Origin of the sequence: Pseudomonas sp. BF-B-26 (assembly GCF_019956495.1) — a bacterium.
GTDB lineage: Bacteria > Pseudomonadota > Gammaproteobacteria > Pseudomonadales > Pseudomonadaceae > Aquipseudomonas.
Map to the genome: position 1 here is coordinate 18,295 of NZ_JAHBDP010000074.1, position 16,471 is coordinate 34,765.

General features: G+C 60.3%; 16 protein-coding genes. 13 read left to right on the forward strand and 3 right to left on the reverse strand.

Features of this window, described 5'->3' with window-relative positions; translation table 11 throughout:
* The first annotated feature begins 32 nt into the window (after window positions 1-32).
* The 3 genes from thiE to KGB03_RS15130 all read left to right on the forward strand — a co-directional run bounded on the left by thiE (window position 33) and on the right by KGB03_RS15130 (window position 2,733).
* Window positions 33-656: a thiamine phosphate synthase gene (gene thiE, locus KGB03_RS15120; RefSeq protein ID WP_008152866.1), complete on the forward strand. Its 624-nt coding sequence runs from the start codon at window positions 33-35 to the stop codon at window positions 654-656.
* A gap of 15 nt (window positions 657-671) precedes the next feature.
* Window positions 672-1,955 carry a glutamate-1-semialdehyde 2,1-aminomutase gene (hemL, locus tag KGB03_RS15125; protein WP_008152864.1) on the forward strand — a complete coding sequence of 428 codons (1,284 nt, stop codon included), beginning with the start codon at window positions 672-674 and terminating at the stop codon, window positions 1,953-1,955.
* Between the two features lie 223 nt (window positions 1,956-2,178).
* The gene (locus KGB03_RS15130) at window positions 2,179-2,733 is read left to right on the forward strand and encodes a tetratricopeptide repeat protein (RefSeq protein WP_111451157.1); all 555 of its coding nucleotides are present in this window, start codon (window positions 2,179-2,181) and stop codon (window positions 2,731-2,733) included.
* Window positions 2,734-2,861: 128 nt separating this feature from the next.
* Here the strand turns inward: KGB03_RS15130 and KGB03_RS15135 are convergent, their stop codons facing one another.
* Window positions 2,862-3,191: a DUF1820 family protein gene (locus KGB03_RS15135; RefSeq protein WP_007894425.1), complete on the reverse strand. Its 330-nt coding sequence runs from the start codon at window positions 3,189-3,191 to the stop codon at window positions 2,862-2,864.
* A 134-nt stretch (window positions 3,192-3,325) separates the two neighbouring features.
* Here KGB03_RS15135 and miaB point away from each other — a divergent pair, with 134 nt between their 5' ends.
* The 5 genes from miaB to lnt all read left to right on the forward strand — a co-directional run bounded on the left by miaB (window position 3,326) and on the right by lnt (window position 8,757).
* Complete coding sequence (gene miaB / locus KGB03_RS15140; RefSeq protein ID WP_218537552.1) at window positions 3,326-4,654, forward strand: tRNA (N6-isopentenyl adenosine(37)-C2)-methylthiotransferase MiaB; 1,329 nt, start codon at window positions 3,326-3,328, stop codon at window positions 4,652-4,654.
* A 215-nt stretch (window positions 4,655-4,869) separates the two neighbouring features.
* Window positions 4,870-5,886: a PhoH family protein gene (locus KGB03_RS15145; protein ID WP_111451241.1), complete on the forward strand. Its 1,017-nt coding sequence runs from the start codon at window positions 4,870-4,872 to the stop codon at window positions 5,884-5,886.
* Window positions 5,879-6,373, forward strand: coding sequence for an rRNA maturation RNase YbeY (ybeY, locus tag KGB03_RS15150; protein WP_223527438.1), 495 nt, complete (start codon window positions 5,879-5,881; stop codon window positions 6,371-6,373). Before KGB03_RS15145 ends, ybeY begins: the two co-directional genes overlap by 8 nt.
* A gap of 5 nt (window positions 6,374-6,378) precedes the next feature.
* Window positions 6,379-7,218 (forward strand): HlyC/CorC family transporter, encoded by an 840-nt coding sequence (locus KGB03_RS15155; RefSeq protein ID WP_008152854.1) that lies wholly within the window; start codon window positions 6,379-6,381, stop codon window positions 7,216-7,218.
* A gap of 15 nt (window positions 7,219-7,233) precedes the next feature.
* Complete coding sequence (lnt, locus tag KGB03_RS15160; protein WP_223527441.1) at window positions 7,234-8,757, forward strand: apolipoprotein N-acyltransferase; 1,524 nt, start codon at window positions 7,234-7,236, stop codon at window positions 8,755-8,757.
* A 121-nt stretch (window positions 8,758-8,878) separates the two neighbouring features.
* Here the strand turns inward: lnt and KGB03_RS15165 are convergent, their stop codons facing one another.
* Both KGB03_RS15165 and KGB03_RS15170 read right to left on the reverse strand, forming a co-directional pair.
* Window positions 8,879-9,637: a YdcF family protein gene (locus KGB03_RS15165; protein WP_218537554.1), complete on the reverse strand. Its 759-nt coding sequence runs from the start codon at window positions 9,635-9,637 to the stop codon at window positions 8,879-8,881.
* A gap of 108 nt (window positions 9,638-9,745) precedes the next feature.
* Window positions 9,746-10,066 (reverse strand): hypothetical protein, encoded by a 321-nt coding sequence (locus KGB03_RS15170; protein ID WP_111451162.1) that lies wholly within the window; start codon window positions 10,064-10,066, stop codon window positions 9,746-9,748.
* A gap of 279 nt (window positions 10,067-10,345) precedes the next feature.
* On the opposite strand from KGB03_RS15170, the gene leuS reads away from it, so the two are divergent.
* The 5 genes from leuS (at window position 10,346) to KGB03_RS15195 (ending at window position 16,397) form a co-directional block, all read left to right on the forward strand.
* Window positions 10,346-12,952: a leucine--tRNA ligase gene (leuS, locus tag KGB03_RS15175; protein ID WP_223527443.1), complete on the forward strand. Its 2,607-nt coding sequence runs from the start codon at window positions 10,346-10,348 to the stop codon at window positions 12,950-12,952.
* 88 nt (window positions 12,953-13,040) lie between these two features.
* Complete coding sequence (lptE, locus tag KGB03_RS15180; protein WP_111451164.1) at window positions 13,041-13,646, forward strand: LPS assembly lipoprotein LptE; 606 nt, start codon at window positions 13,041-13,043, stop codon at window positions 13,644-13,646.
* Window positions 13,647-13,685: 39 nt separating this feature from the next.
* A complete protein-coding gene (gene holA, locus KGB03_RS15185) occupies window positions 13,686-14,723 on the forward strand; it encodes a DNA polymerase III subunit delta (protein ID WP_111451165.1) in 1,038 nt (345 codons plus the stop codon).
* A gap of 124 nt (window positions 14,724-14,847) precedes the next feature.
* Window positions 14,848-15,012: an alternative ribosome rescue factor ArfA gene (arfA, locus tag KGB03_RS15190; protein WP_218537557.1), complete on the forward strand. Its 165-nt coding sequence runs from the start codon at window positions 14,848-14,850 to the stop codon at window positions 15,010-15,012.
* Window positions 15,013-15,074: 62 nt separating this feature from the next.
* Window positions 15,075-16,397, forward strand: a complete 1,323-nt coding sequence (locus KGB03_RS15195; RefSeq protein WP_111451166.1) for a lytic murein transglycosylase — start codon at window positions 15,075-15,077, stop codon at window positions 16,395-16,397.
* The last annotated feature ends 74 nt before the right edge of the window (window positions 16,398-16,471 follow it).

Below are 16,471 nucleotides of genomic sequence, written 5' to 3' on the forward strand. Positions count from 1 at the left end.
CTGTCCATGCGTAAAGCAAAAAGGATTGCCCGATGAAGCTACGTGGCCTGTACGCCATTACCGATAGCCAACTGCTGGCCGGTAAATTTCTTTCGTACGTGGAGGCGGCGCTGGAAGGCGGCGTCACCCTGCTGCAATACCGCGACAAGAGCAGCGACGAGGCCCGCCGCCTGCGCGAGGCCCAAGCCCTGCGCGATCTGTGCGAACGCTACAAGACCCAGCTGATCATCAATGACGATGCCGAACTCGCTGCACGCCTGAACGTCGGCGTGCACCTGGGCCAGACCGATGGCCCGCTGACCCCGGCCCGCGCATTGCTCGGTCGCCAGGCGATCATCGGTTCGACCTGCCATGCGCAACTCGAACTCGCCGAGCAAGCGGCCAAGGAAGGCGCCAGTTACGTCGCCTTCGGTCGCTTCTTCAACTCCAACACCAAACCCGGCGCACCGACCTGCAGCCTCGAACTGCTCGACCAGGCCCGCAGCAAACTGCACCTGCCGATCTGCGCGATTGGCGGCATCACCCTGGAAAATGCCGCCCCGCTGGTGGCCCACGGGGTCGATCTGCTGGCGGTGGTCCACGGCCTGTTTGGCGCCGAGAGCACGGCAGAAGTGACACGCCGCGCCCGCGCATTCAATGAATTACTAAAAATCTGATTTGAGAGCCCGATCATGTCTCGTTCCGAAACGCTGTTTGCCAATGCCCAGAAACACATTCCCGGTGGCGTGAACTCACCTGTTCGCGCATTCAAAAGCGTGGGCGGCACGCCGTTGTTCTTCAAACACGCGGAAGGCGCCTACGTCACCGACGAAGACAACAAGCGTTATGTGGATTACGTCGGTTCCTGGGGGCCGATGATTCTCGGCCACAGCCACCCGGACGTGCTGGACGCCGTGCGCAAACAGCTTGAGCACGGATTGTCCTACGGCGCGCCGACCGAGATGGAAACCCAGATGGCTGATCTGGTCTGCTCGATCGTGCCGTCGATGGAAATGGTGCGCATGGTCAGCTCCGGCACCGAAGCGACCATGAGTGCTATCCGTCTGGCCCGTGGTTTCACCGGCCGCGACAGCATCATCAAGTTCGAAGGCTGCTACCACGGTCACTCCGACAGTCTGCTGGTCAAGGCTGGCTCCGGCGCCCTGACCCAAGGCGTGCCGAGCTCGGCCGGTGTGCCAGCGGCCTTCGCCAAGCACACCCTGACCCTGCCGTTCAACGACATCGATGCGGTTGAAACCATGCTCGCCGAAGTCGGCCAGGAAGTGGCCTGCATCATCGTCGAGCCAGTGGCCGGCAACATGAACTGCGTACCGCCCGCGCCAGGTTTCCTCGAAGGCCTGCGCACCCTGTGCGACAAACATGGCGTGGTGCTGATTTTCGACGAAGTGATGACCGGTTTCCGCGTTGCCCTCGGCGGTGCACAAGCCCACTACGGCGTGACACCAGACCTGACCACCTTCGGCAAAATCATCGGTGGCGGCATGCCGGTTGGCTGCTTCGGCGGCAAGCGCGAAATCATGTCGCACATCGCACCATTGGGCCCGGTCTATCAGGCGGGCACCTTGTCGGGTAACCCGTTGGCCATGGCTGCCGGCCTGACGACCCTGCGCCTGATCAGCCGACCGGGCTTCCACGCAGAGTTGACTGACTACACCAGTCGCCTGCTCGACGGCCTGCAACAACGCGCGGATGCCGCGGGCATTCCATTCGTGACCACCCAGGCCGGCGGCATGTTCGGTCTGTACTTCAGCGGCGCCGACGACATCGTGACCTTCGATGACGTGATGGCCAGCGACGCCGCCCTGTTCGGGCGCTTCTTCCACCTGATGCTCGAAGGCGGCGTGTACCTGGCGCCGAGCGCCTTCGAAGCCGGCTTCACTTCGATCGCCCACGGCGAAACCGAGCTGAAACTGACGCTGGATGCCGCCGAGCGCGCATTTGCTGCATTGAAATAACGCTGTGTCGCTGACGTTGGCGGTTGCCAGCGTCAGCTTTCACCTGCATTCGCGCCCTTATTCCTTCGCTTCTGCTCAAATACCCAGCAAAGTGGCCGATATATTCCCCGCGCAGCAGAAAAACGAGTAAAGACTTTGTAAGGTTGGCCCTGCTTATTTCATAATGCGCGCTTATTGGATCCCTCGATGGGTCCGCGCGCCCCTCAGAGGTAAGTCGATTCCCATGAACCGCACCGGCCGCGCCCTTGCACTGGGCTGCCTGTTGCTCCTTCAGCCCCTGCTCGCGCTCGCACAAGCAGGCGGCAACTCGTTGTTAATCCCAGCGATGGGTCGTTGCACCCTCAATACTCAGCCGCAAGACCTGGCACAGGCGCTCGCCGCCTGCCAGAAAGCGTCGGATGAAGGGGATGCGCAAGCGCAATACGAGTTGGGTGAGTTCTACTATGACGGCAAAAATACGCCGCGCGACCTCAAAAAAGCCCTGAGCTACTTCGAAAAGGCCTCGCTGCAAGGCCATGCTCAGGCGCAATTCAAACTCGGCACCATGTTCTTCCACGGCGAAGGCGTACCGGCCAATAACGTTCAGGCGTATATCGTGCTGAAAATGGCGGCGGTCAATGGCGCTGAAGAAGCCTTGGACACCGCCGACGAAGTCGCCGAGAAAATGCCCCGCGAAGAACTGGAAGTCGCTACCCAGGTGCTAGGGCAAATCTTCCGCAAGTACTTGATGGAATTGCAGAGCGCCGATGGGCGTACGCCGTTCTCGCCACTGCCCTGAGTTCTGCATAGTTCTGACTGACCCCTTCGCGAGCAAGCCCGCTCCCACATTTAACCGCGTTCTACCTAAGGACACGGTCTACTGTGGGAGCGGGCTTGCTCGCGAATGGGGCGACTCGGTCTTGAGGCCTACTTCTCAGGCATCGGCATCGGAAACGGCATGACATTGCCGACCGCGCCGCGGGCTTCGCTGATTTTCGGTGTGCCGAGGCGCTCGACCTCGTCGATCCGCACGATCGAATGCATCGGCACAAAGCTGCGCACAACGCCTTCGAATTGAGCCTTGAGCTTCTCTTCGCTCGGATCGACGACCACTTGCGTACGCTCGCCAAAGACGAACTCTTCCACTTCCAGGAAGCCCCACAGATCACTTTGATAGATCTGCTTGGCATACATTTCGTACACCTGGCCCTGGTTGAGGAAAATCACCTTGTAGATTGGAGCTTCACGTTTGGTCATGGTGGGCGAGCAACACATCGGGGATAAAAATGAGGGCGCGAACTATAGCATAGCCGCCGGACGCGCAACGGTAGGAACCTTGGAACATGTTCCCTATAATGCGCGGTTCTTTGAATCACGTGAGACTGGGGTCCATGGCCAAGAAGCTTTACATCGAAACCCACGGTTGCCAGATGAACGAGTACGACAGCTCGCGCATGGTCGATCTGCTGGGCGAACATCAGGCCCTGGAAGTCACCGCTCGCGCTGAAGATGCCGACGTGATCCTGCTCAACACCTGCTCGATCCGTGAACGCGCCCAGGACCGGGTGTATTCCCAGCTCGGCCGCTGGCGCGAATTGAAACTGGCCAACCCGGACATGGTGATTGCCGTTGGCGGCTGTGTGGCCAGCCAGGAAGGCGCAGCCATTCGCGATCGCGCCCCTTACGTGGACGTGGTCTTCGGTCCGCAGACCCTGCACCGCCTGCCGGAAATGATCGACGCCGCCCGCGCTACCAAGCTGCCGCAAGTCGACGTCTCGTTTCCGGAAATCGAAAAATTCGACCACTTGCCCGAGCCGCGCGTCGATGGCCCAAGCGCTTATGTGTCGGTCATGGAAGGCTGCAGCAAGTACTGCACCTTCTGCGTGGTGCCTTACACCCGTGGCGAAGAAGTCAGCCGGCCGTTCGATGACGTGATCGCCGAGATCATCCACCTGGCCGAAAACGGCGTGCGCGAAGTGACCCTGCTGGGGCAGAACGTCAATGGCTATCGCGGGACCACTCATGACGGCCGTTTGGCTGACCTGGCCGAACTGATCCGCGTCGTCGCTGCCGTCGATGGCATCGACCGCATCCGCTACACCACCTCACACCCGCTGGAGTTCTCCGACAGCCTGATCCAGGCCCACGCCGACGTGCCGGAACTGGTCAAACACCTGCACTTGCCGGTGCAATCGGGCTCGGACCGAATCCTGGCAGCAATGAAGCGCAACCACACCGCGCTGGAATACAAATCCAAACTGCGCAAGCTGCGCGCTGCCGTGCCGGGGATTTGCATCAGCTCTGACTTCATCGTTGGTTTCCCGGGCGAGACCGAAAAAGACTTCGAACAGACCATGAAGCTGATCGAAGACGTCGGTTTCGACTTCTCCTACTCGTTCGTCTATAGCCAGCGCCCGGGCACTCCGGCTGCCGATCTGGCCGACGACACGCCGGAAGCGCTGAAAAAAGAACGCCTGAACGCCCTGCAACATCGCCTGAACCAACAAGGCTTCGAGATCAGCCGACAAATGGTGGGCTCCATTCAGCGGATTCTGGTGACCGATTATTCGAAAAAAGACCCCGGCGAACTGCAAGGCCGGACCGAGAATAACCGCATCGTCAATTTCCGCTGCGACAATCCGACGTTGATTGGGCAGTTCGCCGATGTGCATATCGACGCCGCACAACCGCACTCGCTGCGGGGCTCGCTGATCCAATAACACCGCCGATCCGTGTGGGAGCGGGCTTGCTCGCGAAGGCGGTGTGTCAGCTACATTAATGTCGTCTGACACTCCCTCTTCGCGAGCAAGCCCGCTCCCACAGGGACCGTGCCAGACGCCCGATTCAGATTGGTCTGTATAAGACCTTTCGCACCCAGGCCTCTGGCGTTATCCTTGATTTCATCTTAATTGCCCCAGGGCGGCTAAATACGACCTTGAACGCACCCATAGAACCACATCGTTTTATCCTCGAGCCTTTTGAAGCTCGCCGCTTCGCCAATCTGTGCGGGCAATTCGACGAGCATCTGCGCTTGATCGAACAGCGCCTGAATATCGAGATCCGCAACCGCGGAGACCAGTTCGAACTGATCGGCGAACCCAAGCACACCACCTCCGCGGAAAACCTCCTGCGCCGCCTGTACCGGGAAACCAAGGGTACCGAGCTGTCGCCGGACATGGTTCACCTGTTCCTGCAGGAATCGGCCGTCGAAGAGCTGGACAACGTCTCCCCCTCCGAACCTTCCGTCGCCTTGCGCACCAAAAAAGGCATGATTCGCCCTCGCGGCTTGAATCAGTTGCGCTACGTGAAGGAAATCCTCGGTAACGACATCAACTTCGGCATCGGCCCGGCCGGTACCGGCAAGACCTATCTGGCCGTTGCCTGCGCGGTAGATGCACTGGAACGCGAGCAGATTCGCCGCATCCTGCTGGTGCGTCCGGCGGTTGAAGCGGGCGAAAAGCTTGGCTTCCTGCCCGGCGACCTGTCGCAGAAGATCGACCCGTACCTGCGCCCGCTCTACGACGCACTCTACGAAATGCTCGGCTTCGAATACGTCGCCAAGCTGATCGAGCGTCAGGTGATCGAAGTTGCGCCGCTGGCCTACATGCGCGGTCGCACCTTGAACAACAGTTTCATCATCCTCGACGAAAGCCAGAACACCACCGTCGAACAGATGAAGATGTTCCTGACCCGGATCGGCTTCGGCTCTACCGCCGTCATCACCGGTGACATCACCCAGGTCGACCTGCCGAAAGGCACCAAGTCCGGGCTGCACCATGTGATCGAAGTGCTCAAGGACGTACCGGGTATCAGCTTCACCCATTTCATGCCCAAAGACGTCGTGCGCCATCCACTGGTGCAGCGCATTGTCGAAGCTTACGAGCGCTTCGAGAATCGCGTGGCCGACGAACCGGCGAAGATCTCGTCCAAGGACAATCGCCACGATGCTTGAGCTTGATCTGCAACTGGCTACCGAAGCGCCAGCCCCAAGCGAAGCCGAGTTCCGCCAATGGTGCGAACTGGCGCTGCGCCAGCGCACCGCCGACTCCGAAATGACCATCCGTTTGGTCGATGAAGCGGAAGGTCGCGAGCTGAACCACACCTGGCGGCAAAAGGATTACGCCACTAACGTCTTGTCGTTTCCTGCCGATGTGCCCGACGAGTTTCTCGATATCCCGCTGCTGGGCGATCTGGTGATCTGCGTGGCGGTGGTCGAGCGCGAAGCCGCCGAACAAGACAAGGCACTCAAGGCCCATTGGGCTCATCTGGTCATTCACGGCTGCTTGCATCTATTGGGTTACGACCATATAGATGACGAGGAAGCCGAAGAAATGGAAGCACTGGAACGAACGTTGCTTGCAGAGTTGGGCTACCCCGACCCGTATGCGGACGACGAAACAGACACATCCCCTATCGTTACAACAAAGGATTCAGAGTAATCGCTATGAGCGAAGATCGATCGAGCAACGGGCAAAAGTCATGGCTGGGTAAGCTCACCCAGGCTTTTGCCCACGAGCCGAAGAACCGCCAGGAGCTGCTGGAGCTGCTGCGCGACGCACACCAAAACAAATTGCTGGACAGCGAAGCGCTGGCCATCGTCGAAGGCGCCATCCAGGTTGCTGACCTGCAAGTACGGGACATCATGGTCCCGCGCTCGCAGATGATCAGCATCAAGGCGACCCAGACACCCCGCGAGTTCCTGCCTGCCGTGGTCGACTCGGCCCACTCCCGCTACCCGGTGATCGGCGAAAGCCACGATGACGTGATGGGCGTGTTGCTGGCCAAGGACTTGCTGCCGTTGATCCTCAAGGAGAACGGCGACAGCTTCAACATCAAGGACTTGCTGCGCCCGGCCACTTTCGTGCCCGAGTCCAAGCGCCTGAATGTGCTGCTGCGCGAGTTTCGCGCCAACCACAATCACATGGCCATCGTCATCGACGAATACGGCGGTGTGGCGGGCCTGGTGACCATCGAAGACGTGCTGGAGCAGATCGTCGGCGACATCGAAGACGAGCATGACGTCGAAGAAGACAGCTACATCAAACCGCTGCCCAGCGGTGACTTCCTGATCAAGGCCCTGACGCCGATCGAGAACTTCAACGAGTTTTTCGACAGCCAATTCTCCGATGACGAATTCGACACTGTCGGCGGCTTGGTGATGAGCGCGTTCGGGCACCTGCCAAAACGCAACGAAATCACTGAAATCGGCCCTTATCGCTTCCGCATCCTGAACGCCGACAGCCGTCGGATTCACTTGCTTCGCCTGACGCCTATTGCTCGGTAAAAACTAAGGATAGAAATGCGCTGGATAACCCGCCCCGGCTGGCCCGGTAACCTGCTGGCCGTGGCGGCCGGTGCACTCACCACCCTGGCCCTGGCGCCGTTCGATATCTGGCCGTTGGCATTGCTGGCGGTCGGTTTCTTCTATGCCGGCTTACGCGAGCTGAACCCACGCCAGGCCTTGGGCCGTGGCTGGTGTTTCGGTTTTGGCCTGTTTGGCGCGGGCACCAGTTGGATCTACTACTGCATTCACCACTTCGGCGGCGCTTCGGTGCTGCTGGCCGGTTTCCTGATGCTGATCTTCACGGCGGCGATTGCCTGGTTCTTCGCCCTGCCCGCCTGGATCTGGGCGCGCTGGCTGCGCCGTAACGAAGCACCGCTGGCCGACGCCCTGGCGTTTGCAGCGTTGTGGGTCGGTCAGGAAGCCTTTCGCGGCTGGTTCCTGACGGGTTTTCCCTGGCTTTATTCCGGTTACAGTCAGCTCGACGGCCCGTTGGCCGGGCTTGCACCGCTCGGCGGGATGTGGCTGATTTCCTTCACCCTGGCCCTGACGGCAGCGCTGATCTATAACGCGTTGCGTCTGGTGCGCACCGGCCGCAAAGGTTTCATCGCCGCGGGTGTGTTGCTGCTGGTCGGCCCTTGGGTGGCCGGCATGGCGCTCAAGGAACACGCCTGGACAACCCCGGCGGGCGCTCCGCTGAGTGTCGCGGCGATTCAGGGCAACATCGAACAGAGCATGAAGTGGGACCCGGCGCAGCTCAACGCGCAGTTGGCGCTGTACCGCGACATGAGTTTCAGTTCGAAACGGGTCGACTTGCTGATCTGGCCGGAAACGGCCATCCCGGTGCTCAAGGAGTCCGCCGAGGGCTACCTGAACATGATGGGAAGCTTCGCAGCAGAGCGTAAGTCCGCACTGATTACCGGTGTGCCGATTCGCGAGGAAGTCCATCACCAGAAGCATTTCTACAACGGCATCACCGTCGTGGGCGAAGGCGATGGCACCTACCTCAAACAGAAGCTGGTGCCGTTTGGCGAGTATGTTCCGTTGCAGGAAGTGCTGCGCGGGCTGATCGCCTTCTTCGACCTGCCGATGTCGGACTTTGCCCGCGGTCCCGCCGATCAGCCGATGCTGCAAGCCAAGGGCTATCAGATTGCGCCGTTCATCTGCTACGAAGTGGTTTACCCGGAATTCGCCGCCAGCCTTGCGGCGCGTAGCGAACTGCTGCTGACCATCAGTAATGACACCTGGTTCGGCACGTCCATCGGCCCGCTGCAACATTTACAGATGGCGCAGATGCGCGCACTGGAGGCTGGTCGCTGGATGATCCGCGCCACCAACAACGGCGTGACCGGTTTGATCAACCCGTTCGGTCAGATCACCGCGCAGATCCCTCAGTTCGAGCGTGGCATTTTGTACGGTGAAGTGGTGCCCATGCACAACCTGACGCCTTATCTGGAATGGCGTTCGTGGCCGCTGATCATTGTTTGCGTGCTGTTGTTTGGCTGGGCGCTGGTGGCGAGCCGGATGGCAAAAACCGTCTAAGTCAGCTTTTGTGGCGAGGGGATTTATCGAATCGTCGCACCGCCCCGTTGGACTGCGCAGCAGGCCCATTTTCAGGGCTGCTCCGCAGCCCAACGGGGATAAATCCCCTCGCCACAGGTCATCAGTAAAACATTGAGTAACCGATCTGCCCCACCGCCTCATTCAACAGCTGCCCGCTCTGCCAGATCGACTTGAATTCCGGCATCCAGCCACCCAGTGGCCGGGCGTTGTCCACGCCTAAAAACCCCATCGGCGCTGGCACCACTTCAAAACCTGCTTTTTTGAAACTCCAGACGGCTCGCGGCATGTGCCAGGCCTGAGTCACGATCACCACACGCTTGATCCCTTGCGGCAACAACACCTCGGCGCTGAACTGCGCGTTCTCCCAGGTCGTGCGGCTGCGCCCTTCCTGCCAACGCACGGGGACGCCGAAATCATCTTGCAACGAGTCGGCCATCAACCGGGCTTCAGTCGGTGGCGTGTCGTAATGCAGGCCGCCACTGGTCAGGACCGGCAAGCCCGACGCCTTGGCCAGCCGCGCCGTATACCGCTCGCGCTGCAGCGCCACACCCGTTGGCTGGTCGTCGCCCCAGGCCAGATCGCCACGTTCACGCCCCGCGCCCAGCACTACAATCGCGTCGGCGTGCTGCGCCAATGTTGCCCATTCATCGCGAGCCAGCGGCGCTTCACGCTCCAGCGCCTTGGCGCCCCACTGCACCACCACCGGCAAGCTCATCAGCCAGAAGCCGCCCACGCCCAGCGCAAAGCACAACCCGGCAAGGCGCGGTCTTGAGCGTCGCAACCACCAGGCAAGCACCAACAGCAGCAAAAGAATGCCGGGCGGTAACAGGAGTTGTTTAACGAAATATCGAAAAGGCATCGAGCATCTCCAAAAAGATGCCCGAAGCCTAAGTGGGTTGACGCAAGGCGACAACAAATACGGAAGGAATATGCTTCACAAATACATCAGACATTGCTTCCAGTGTCCTTACTTGAATTGCAAAGACCGGACCTTTACCGCGTCCCTGCCGGGAACCTTGTCCTTGAGCCAGATGATCTTGGCCGAACGTGGTGCGTCGAGTTGCTTCACTGCTTCTGACAAGCATCCGTGTGTCTCACGTTCACTGCGATCGAGATACGCCTTGACCAGTGCAAACTCTGCGGGGCTCAAGCCACGCAATTCCAGTTCCACCGGACGCTCATCGCGTAACCGGTCAGCGGTTTTTGCCGCGTCCAGGGCGATTCCCAGACGATCGATCAGTCTCTCGTACAGCTCCGGTTTTGTAACTTTTTGCCGTGACTCAACCATCCATCACCTCATTGAAGATAAGACTCACTCCCCATTTAGAGCTTAGCTTCCATCAACAAACCGGCTGAGTGCTGCGACCAACGGCCCTCGCAGCTGTTTTTGGGCGACCCGCAGCAGTAATCAGGGTTTCCCTCGGTAGAGTGCGGTCATGTATGCTACGGCGCTTCCTGTAACTCCACTTCCAGCTCGTCTGGGCACCGAAACGCCGATTTGGCGTGATCACCGTCCAGCGTTGCATTGAAGAGGATTAGGCCACCCCTATTCAGTTCAAAAGTAGCCATGCACGAACAATATCAGCCCCGTGAAATCGAAGCCGCCGCCCAGTCGTTCTGGGACGAGCAAAAGTCCTTTGAAGTCAGTGAACAGCCAGGCAAGGAGACTTTCTACTGCCTGTCGATGTTCCCTTACCCCAGCGGCAAGCTACACATGGGGCACGTGCGCAACTACACCATCGGCGACGTGATCTCCCGCTACCAGCGCATGCAAGGCAAGAACGTCCTGCAACCCATGGGTTGGGACGCCTTCGGCATGCCGGCGGAAAACGCCGCGATGAAGAACAACGTGGCGCCCGCCAAGTGGACCTACGAAAACATCGCCTACATGAAAACCCAGCTGCGCAGCCTGGGCCTCGCGGTGGACTGGTCCCGCGAAGTCACCACCTGCAAGCCTGATTACTACCGCTGGGAACAATGGCTGTTCACTCGCCTGTTCGAAAAAGGCGTGATCTACAAAAAAAGCGGCACCGTGAACTGGGACCCGGTCGATCAGACCGTTCTGGCCAACGAACAGGTGATCGACGGTCGCGGCTGGCGTTCCGGCGCGCTGATCGAAAAGCGCGAAATTCCGATGTACTACTTCAAGATCACCGCCTACGCGGATGAGTTGCTGTCGAGCCTCGACGATCTGCCGGGCTGGCCTGAACAGGTCAAGACCATGCAGCGCAACTGGATCGGCAAATCCCGCGGCATGGAAGTGCAGTTCCCGTATGACGTATCCTCAATCGGTGAAACCGGCGCGCTGAAAGTATTCACTACCCGTCCGGACACCCTGATGGGCGCAACCTACGTTGCGGTGGCCGCCGAACACCATTTGGCTACCCTGGCTGCGCAGAACAACCCTGAGCTGCAAGCGTTCATCGCTGAATGCAAGGGCGGCAGCGTTGCCGAAGCCGACGTCGCCACTCAAGAGAAAAAAGGCCTGCGCACTTCGCTGTTCGTCGAGCATCCACTGACCGGTGAGAAGCTCCCGGTGTGGGTCGCCAACTATGTGCTGATGCACTACGGCGATGGCGCGGTCATGGCTGTACCGGCTCACGACGAACGCGATTTTGAGTTCGCCACCAAGTACAACCTGCCGATCAAGTCAGTGGTGCGCACCAGTTCCGGTGACACCAACCCGGCTCCGTGGCAAGACGCTTACGGCGAGCACGGCACATTGATCAATTCCGGCGAGTTTGACGGCCTCGACTTCGCGGGCGCTTTTGACGCCATCGAAGTCGCGCTGATCAAGAAGAACCTCGGCGCCTCGCGTACCCAGTTCCGCCTGCGTGACTGGGGCATCAGCCGTCAGCGCTACTGGGGTTGCCCGATCCCGATCATCCACTGCACCACCTGCGGTGATGTGCCGGTCCCGGAAGATCAGTTGCCAGTCGTGCTGCCGGAAGACGTCGTGCCGGACGGCGCCGGTTCGCCATTGGCGCGCATGCCCGAGTTCTACGAATGCAGCTGCCCGAAATGCGGCGCACCGGCCAAGCGTGAAACCGACACCATGGACACCTTCGTCGAGTCCTCGTGGTACTACGCCCGTTACGCCTCCCCGCACTATGAAGGCGGTCTGGTGGAAAAATCGGCCGCCGACCATTGGTTGCCGGTTGATCAGTACATCGGCGGTATCGAACACGCCATTCTCCACCTGCTCTACGCGCGCTTCTTCCACAAGCTGATGCGCGACGAAGGCCTGGTGAGTTCCAATGAGCCGTTCAAGAACCTGCTGACCCAGGGCATGGTGATCGCCGAGACTTACTATCGTCGTGAAGCCAACGGTGCTTACACCTGGTTCAACCCGGCGGACGTCGAACTCGAACGCGACAGCAAAGCCAAAGTCATTAGCGCCAAGCTGATCGCGGACGGCCTGCCGGTGGAAATCGGTGGCACCGAGAAGATGGCCAAGTCGAAGAACAACGGCGTCGACCCACAGTCGATGATCGACCAGTTCGGCGCAGACACCTGCCGGCTGTTCATGATGTTCGCCTCACCACCCGACATGAGCGCGGAATGGTCCGACTCCGGAGTCGAAGGTTCGCACCGCTTCCTCAAGCGTGTCTGGCGCCTGGCTCAAGCCCACGTCACTCAGGGCCTGCCGGGCAAACTGGACGTCGCCAGCCTGAATGACGAGCAGAAAGCCATTCGTCGCTCGATCCACCAGGCGATCAAGCAGGCCAGCCACGACGTCGGCCAGAACCACAAATTCAACACCGCCATCGCTCAGGTGATGACGCTGATGAACGTGCTGGAAAAAGCCCCGCAAGGCACCGAACAGGATCGCGCGCTGGTTCACGAAGGTCTGGAAGCCGTCACTCTGCTCCTGGCCCCGATCACCCCGCACATCAGCCACGAGCTGTGGCATCGCCTGGGCCACGCTGACCCGGTGATCGACGCCGCTTGGCCGGTGCTGGACGAAAGCGCATTGGTGCAGGACAGCCTGCAACTGGTCATCCAGGTCAACGGCAAGCTGCGCGGCCACATCGAAATGCCCGCCAGCGCCAGCCGCGAAGAAGTCGAAGCCGCCGCACGGGCCAACGAGAACGTGCTGCGCTTTGTTGACGGTCTGACCATTCGTAAAGTGATCGTAGTGCCCGGGAAACTGGTCAATATCGTCGCCAGCTAATTGGATCAGGCGCCAGGTCATGCCTGGCGCCGAATAAAACCTTTCGGGCCGCAAGATCGGCCCACATGGTTTCAAGGGGAGCAACAAGATGATCAAACGCAATTTGCTGGTGATGGGCCTTGCGGTCCTGTTGAGCGCCTGCGGTTTCCAGCTGCGCGGCACCGGCACCACTGAACTGGCGATCAAGGAACTCGACCTGAGTGCCCGTAACGCCTACGGCGAAACGGTGACGCAACTGCGTCAGGTGCTGGAAAGCAGCGGCGTCAAGGTCTACAGCGGCGCACCTTACAAGCTGGTGCTGACCGATGAGCAGGAAAGCCAGCGCATCCTCAGCTACGCAGGTGCCGGTCGTACTGGCGAGTATCAGGTGACTACAGTGCTGAACTACGATATCCGTGGTGGGCGCGACCTGTCGCTGCTGAGTGACAAGCTCGAAGTGCAGAAAGTCTTCATGCACGACGGCAACAACCTGGTGGGTTCCGACCAGGAAGGCAACGACGCCCGCAAGGACACCCGTCGTGAACTGGTTCAACGGATGATGCTGCGCCTGCAACAGCTCACGCCGACCCAGCTGGATCAGCTGCAACAGACCGCCGAAGCCAGAGCCAAGGCTGAAGCCGATGCACTGGAAGCGGCGCAGAAGGCTGAAGCGAACACTCCGCGTCAGTCGCCAATCCAACTGCCGCAGCAGTAAGACTTACGGGGCGCCCAGGCGCCCCGTTCGCCCTCTCCTATGAAACTCGCCCCCGCCCAACTCGCCAAACACCTGCAAGGTGCCCTCGCGCCGGTCTATATCATCAGTGGCGATGACCCACTGCTGTGTCAGGAAGCCGCCGACGCCATTCGTGCCGCCGCCCGCCAACAGGGATTCGACGAGCGCCAGGTCTTCGCCGCCGACGCCAGTTTTGACTGGGGAACGTTGCTGCAAGCCGGCGCGAGCATGTCGCTGTTCGCTGAAAAGCGCCTGCTGGAACTGCGTCTGCCGTCCGGCAAACCCGGTGACAAAGGCGCTGCCGCGTTTATCGAGTACTGCTCACGGCCCGCCGAAGACACGGTGTTGCTGATCAGCCTACCGAAACTTGACGGCAGTGCGCAGAAAACCAAGTGGGGCAAGGCACTGGTCGAAGGCCAGCAGACGCAGTTCGTGCAAATCTGGCCGATAGAGGCCAACCAGTTGCCGAGCTGGATCCGTCAACGGTTGTCCCAGGCCGGGCTTTCCGCCAGCCAGGACGCCGTCGAACTGATCGCCGCACGGGTCGAGGGCAACCTGCTCGCGGCTGCCCAGGAAATCGAAAAGCTCAAGCTGATGGCCGAAGGCGGTCAGATCACCGTCGAAACCGTGCAAGCGGCCGTCGCTGACAGTGCGCGCTTCGATGTCTTTGGACTGACCGACGCGATTCTCAACGGCGAAGCGGCTCATGCCCTGCGCATGCTCGAAGGGCTGCGCGGTGAAGGCGTCGAACCACCGGTGATTCTCTGGGCGCTGGCCCGGGAGCTGCGTCTGCTGGCCAACCTGTCGCTGCAGTACAGCCAGGGCGTGCCACTGGACAAAGCCTTCAGCTCTGCCCGACCGCCAGTCTGGGACAAACGCAAACCATTGATGAGCAAAGCCTTGCAACGCTACTCGGCGCAACGCTGGGCGCAGCTATTGCTGGAAGCTCAGCGCATCGACGCGCAGATCAAAGGCCAGGCGGCCGGTTCGCCGTGGATGAGTTTGAGTCGGTTGTCGTTGTTGATGGCCGGCCAGCGGCTGAACTTGCCTGCCGAGTAAACACAACCTCTGTAGCTGCTACAGAGGTTTCCTACACTACTCACATCCATTTGCCCTATAGACAGAATCTCAACTTCGGCAGATTATTTCCCCCGCAAAACCCACTCAATCGAGAGATCCGCTCATGAGCAAAAAGCCATCCAAAAATGGCCCCAACAAGGCCAAATCCATTATCGCCCAGCCACTGTTCCGCAGCCGTCAGGAACCAGCCGGCAAGGGCAAAGGCAGCTACCGCCGCGAAGCCTTCCAGCCTAATAGCTGGGAGGCTTCTTACTTTCTGGCGGCCTGAAAGGCAAGCGCTCGCTCAACATGTTAAGGTCTGCACCTGATTCGTACTCCCTGGACCCGTGCATGCCCCTTTGTATTTCCCGTCGTTGGCCCCTGCGCCAACTGATCGCTGCCTCCAGCCTCGTTTTGCTAGTCGCCTGCGCGGAAAAACCGACCGCCGCCGACGCCCAACCGCTTCAGACCCTCCCCGTTGCGACAGCCCCTGCGGTCATTCCGCCCGTGGTTCCGACCGGTGAAGACCTCGACATCCAGCCCACCCAGACCTTCGCCGAATGGCAGGCGGGGTTCCGCAAGGACGCTCTGGCCGCCGGTATCCGCGCCGACCTGTTCGACCGCGCCTTTGCCAATGTCAGCCTCGACACCAGCGTGATCCGCGCCGACCGCAGCCAGCCGGAATTTGCCCGTCCGGTGTGGGAATACCTCGACGGCGCCCTTTCGCCGCTGCGGGTACGCAAAGGCCAGGCGCTGGTCAGCCAGTACGCCGACATCCTGCAAAGCATCGAACAGCGCTACGGCGTCGATCGTCAGGCACTGGTCTCGGTGTGGGGCATGGAAAGTAACTTCGGGCAGTTCCAGGGCAACAAGTCGGTGATTAATTCCCTGGCGACTTTGGCCTATGAAGGTCGGCGTCCCGGGTTTGCCCACGCGCAACTGATCGCCGCCCTGCAGATCCTGCAACAGGGTGATATCGAGCCTGAGAAAATGCTTGGTTCCTGGGCCGGCGCCATGGGCCAGACCCAGTTCATCCCAACCACCTACAACACCCACGCCGTGGACTTCGATGGCGATGGTCGCCGCGACATCTGGGGCAGCCCGGCCGACGCGCTGGCCTCGACGGCGCATTACCTGCAAAGCTCAGGCTGGCAGAAAGGCCAGCCATGGGGCTTCGAGGTGCAGCTACCGGGCAGTTTCAACTACGTCCTGGCCGATGGCACGATTCGCAAGAGCGTCGCTGAATGGCTGCAACTGGGTGTCACCCTGCCCAATGGCGGTCGGGTTCCGCCAGGCTCCGAACAGCTGTCAGCCGCCCTGCTGCTGCCGGCCGGTTACCGTGGCCCGGCGTTCCTGGTCCTCGACAACTTCCGCGCGATCCTCAAGTACAACAACTCGTCGTCTTATGCCCTGGCCGTTAGCCTGTTATCCGAGCGTTTCAATGGCGCCGGCCTGATCAACGGCACATGGCCGAAAGATGATTTGCCGCTGAGCCGTACCGAGCGGATCGAACTGCAAAGCCTGTTGAGCGCTCAGAACTACGACGCGGGCACCGCCGACGGCATCATCGGCGCCAACACCCGCAAGGCGATCCGCAGCGCCCAGCAGTCGTTTGGCTGGCCGGCGGATGGGTATCCGACGCACAAGTTGCTCGAAGGCCTTCGTAACCGATAGTTAGCCGTATGGCGGATGCTGCCTTCGCGAGCAAGCCCGCTCCCACATTCGACCGTATTCCTATGAGAGAACTC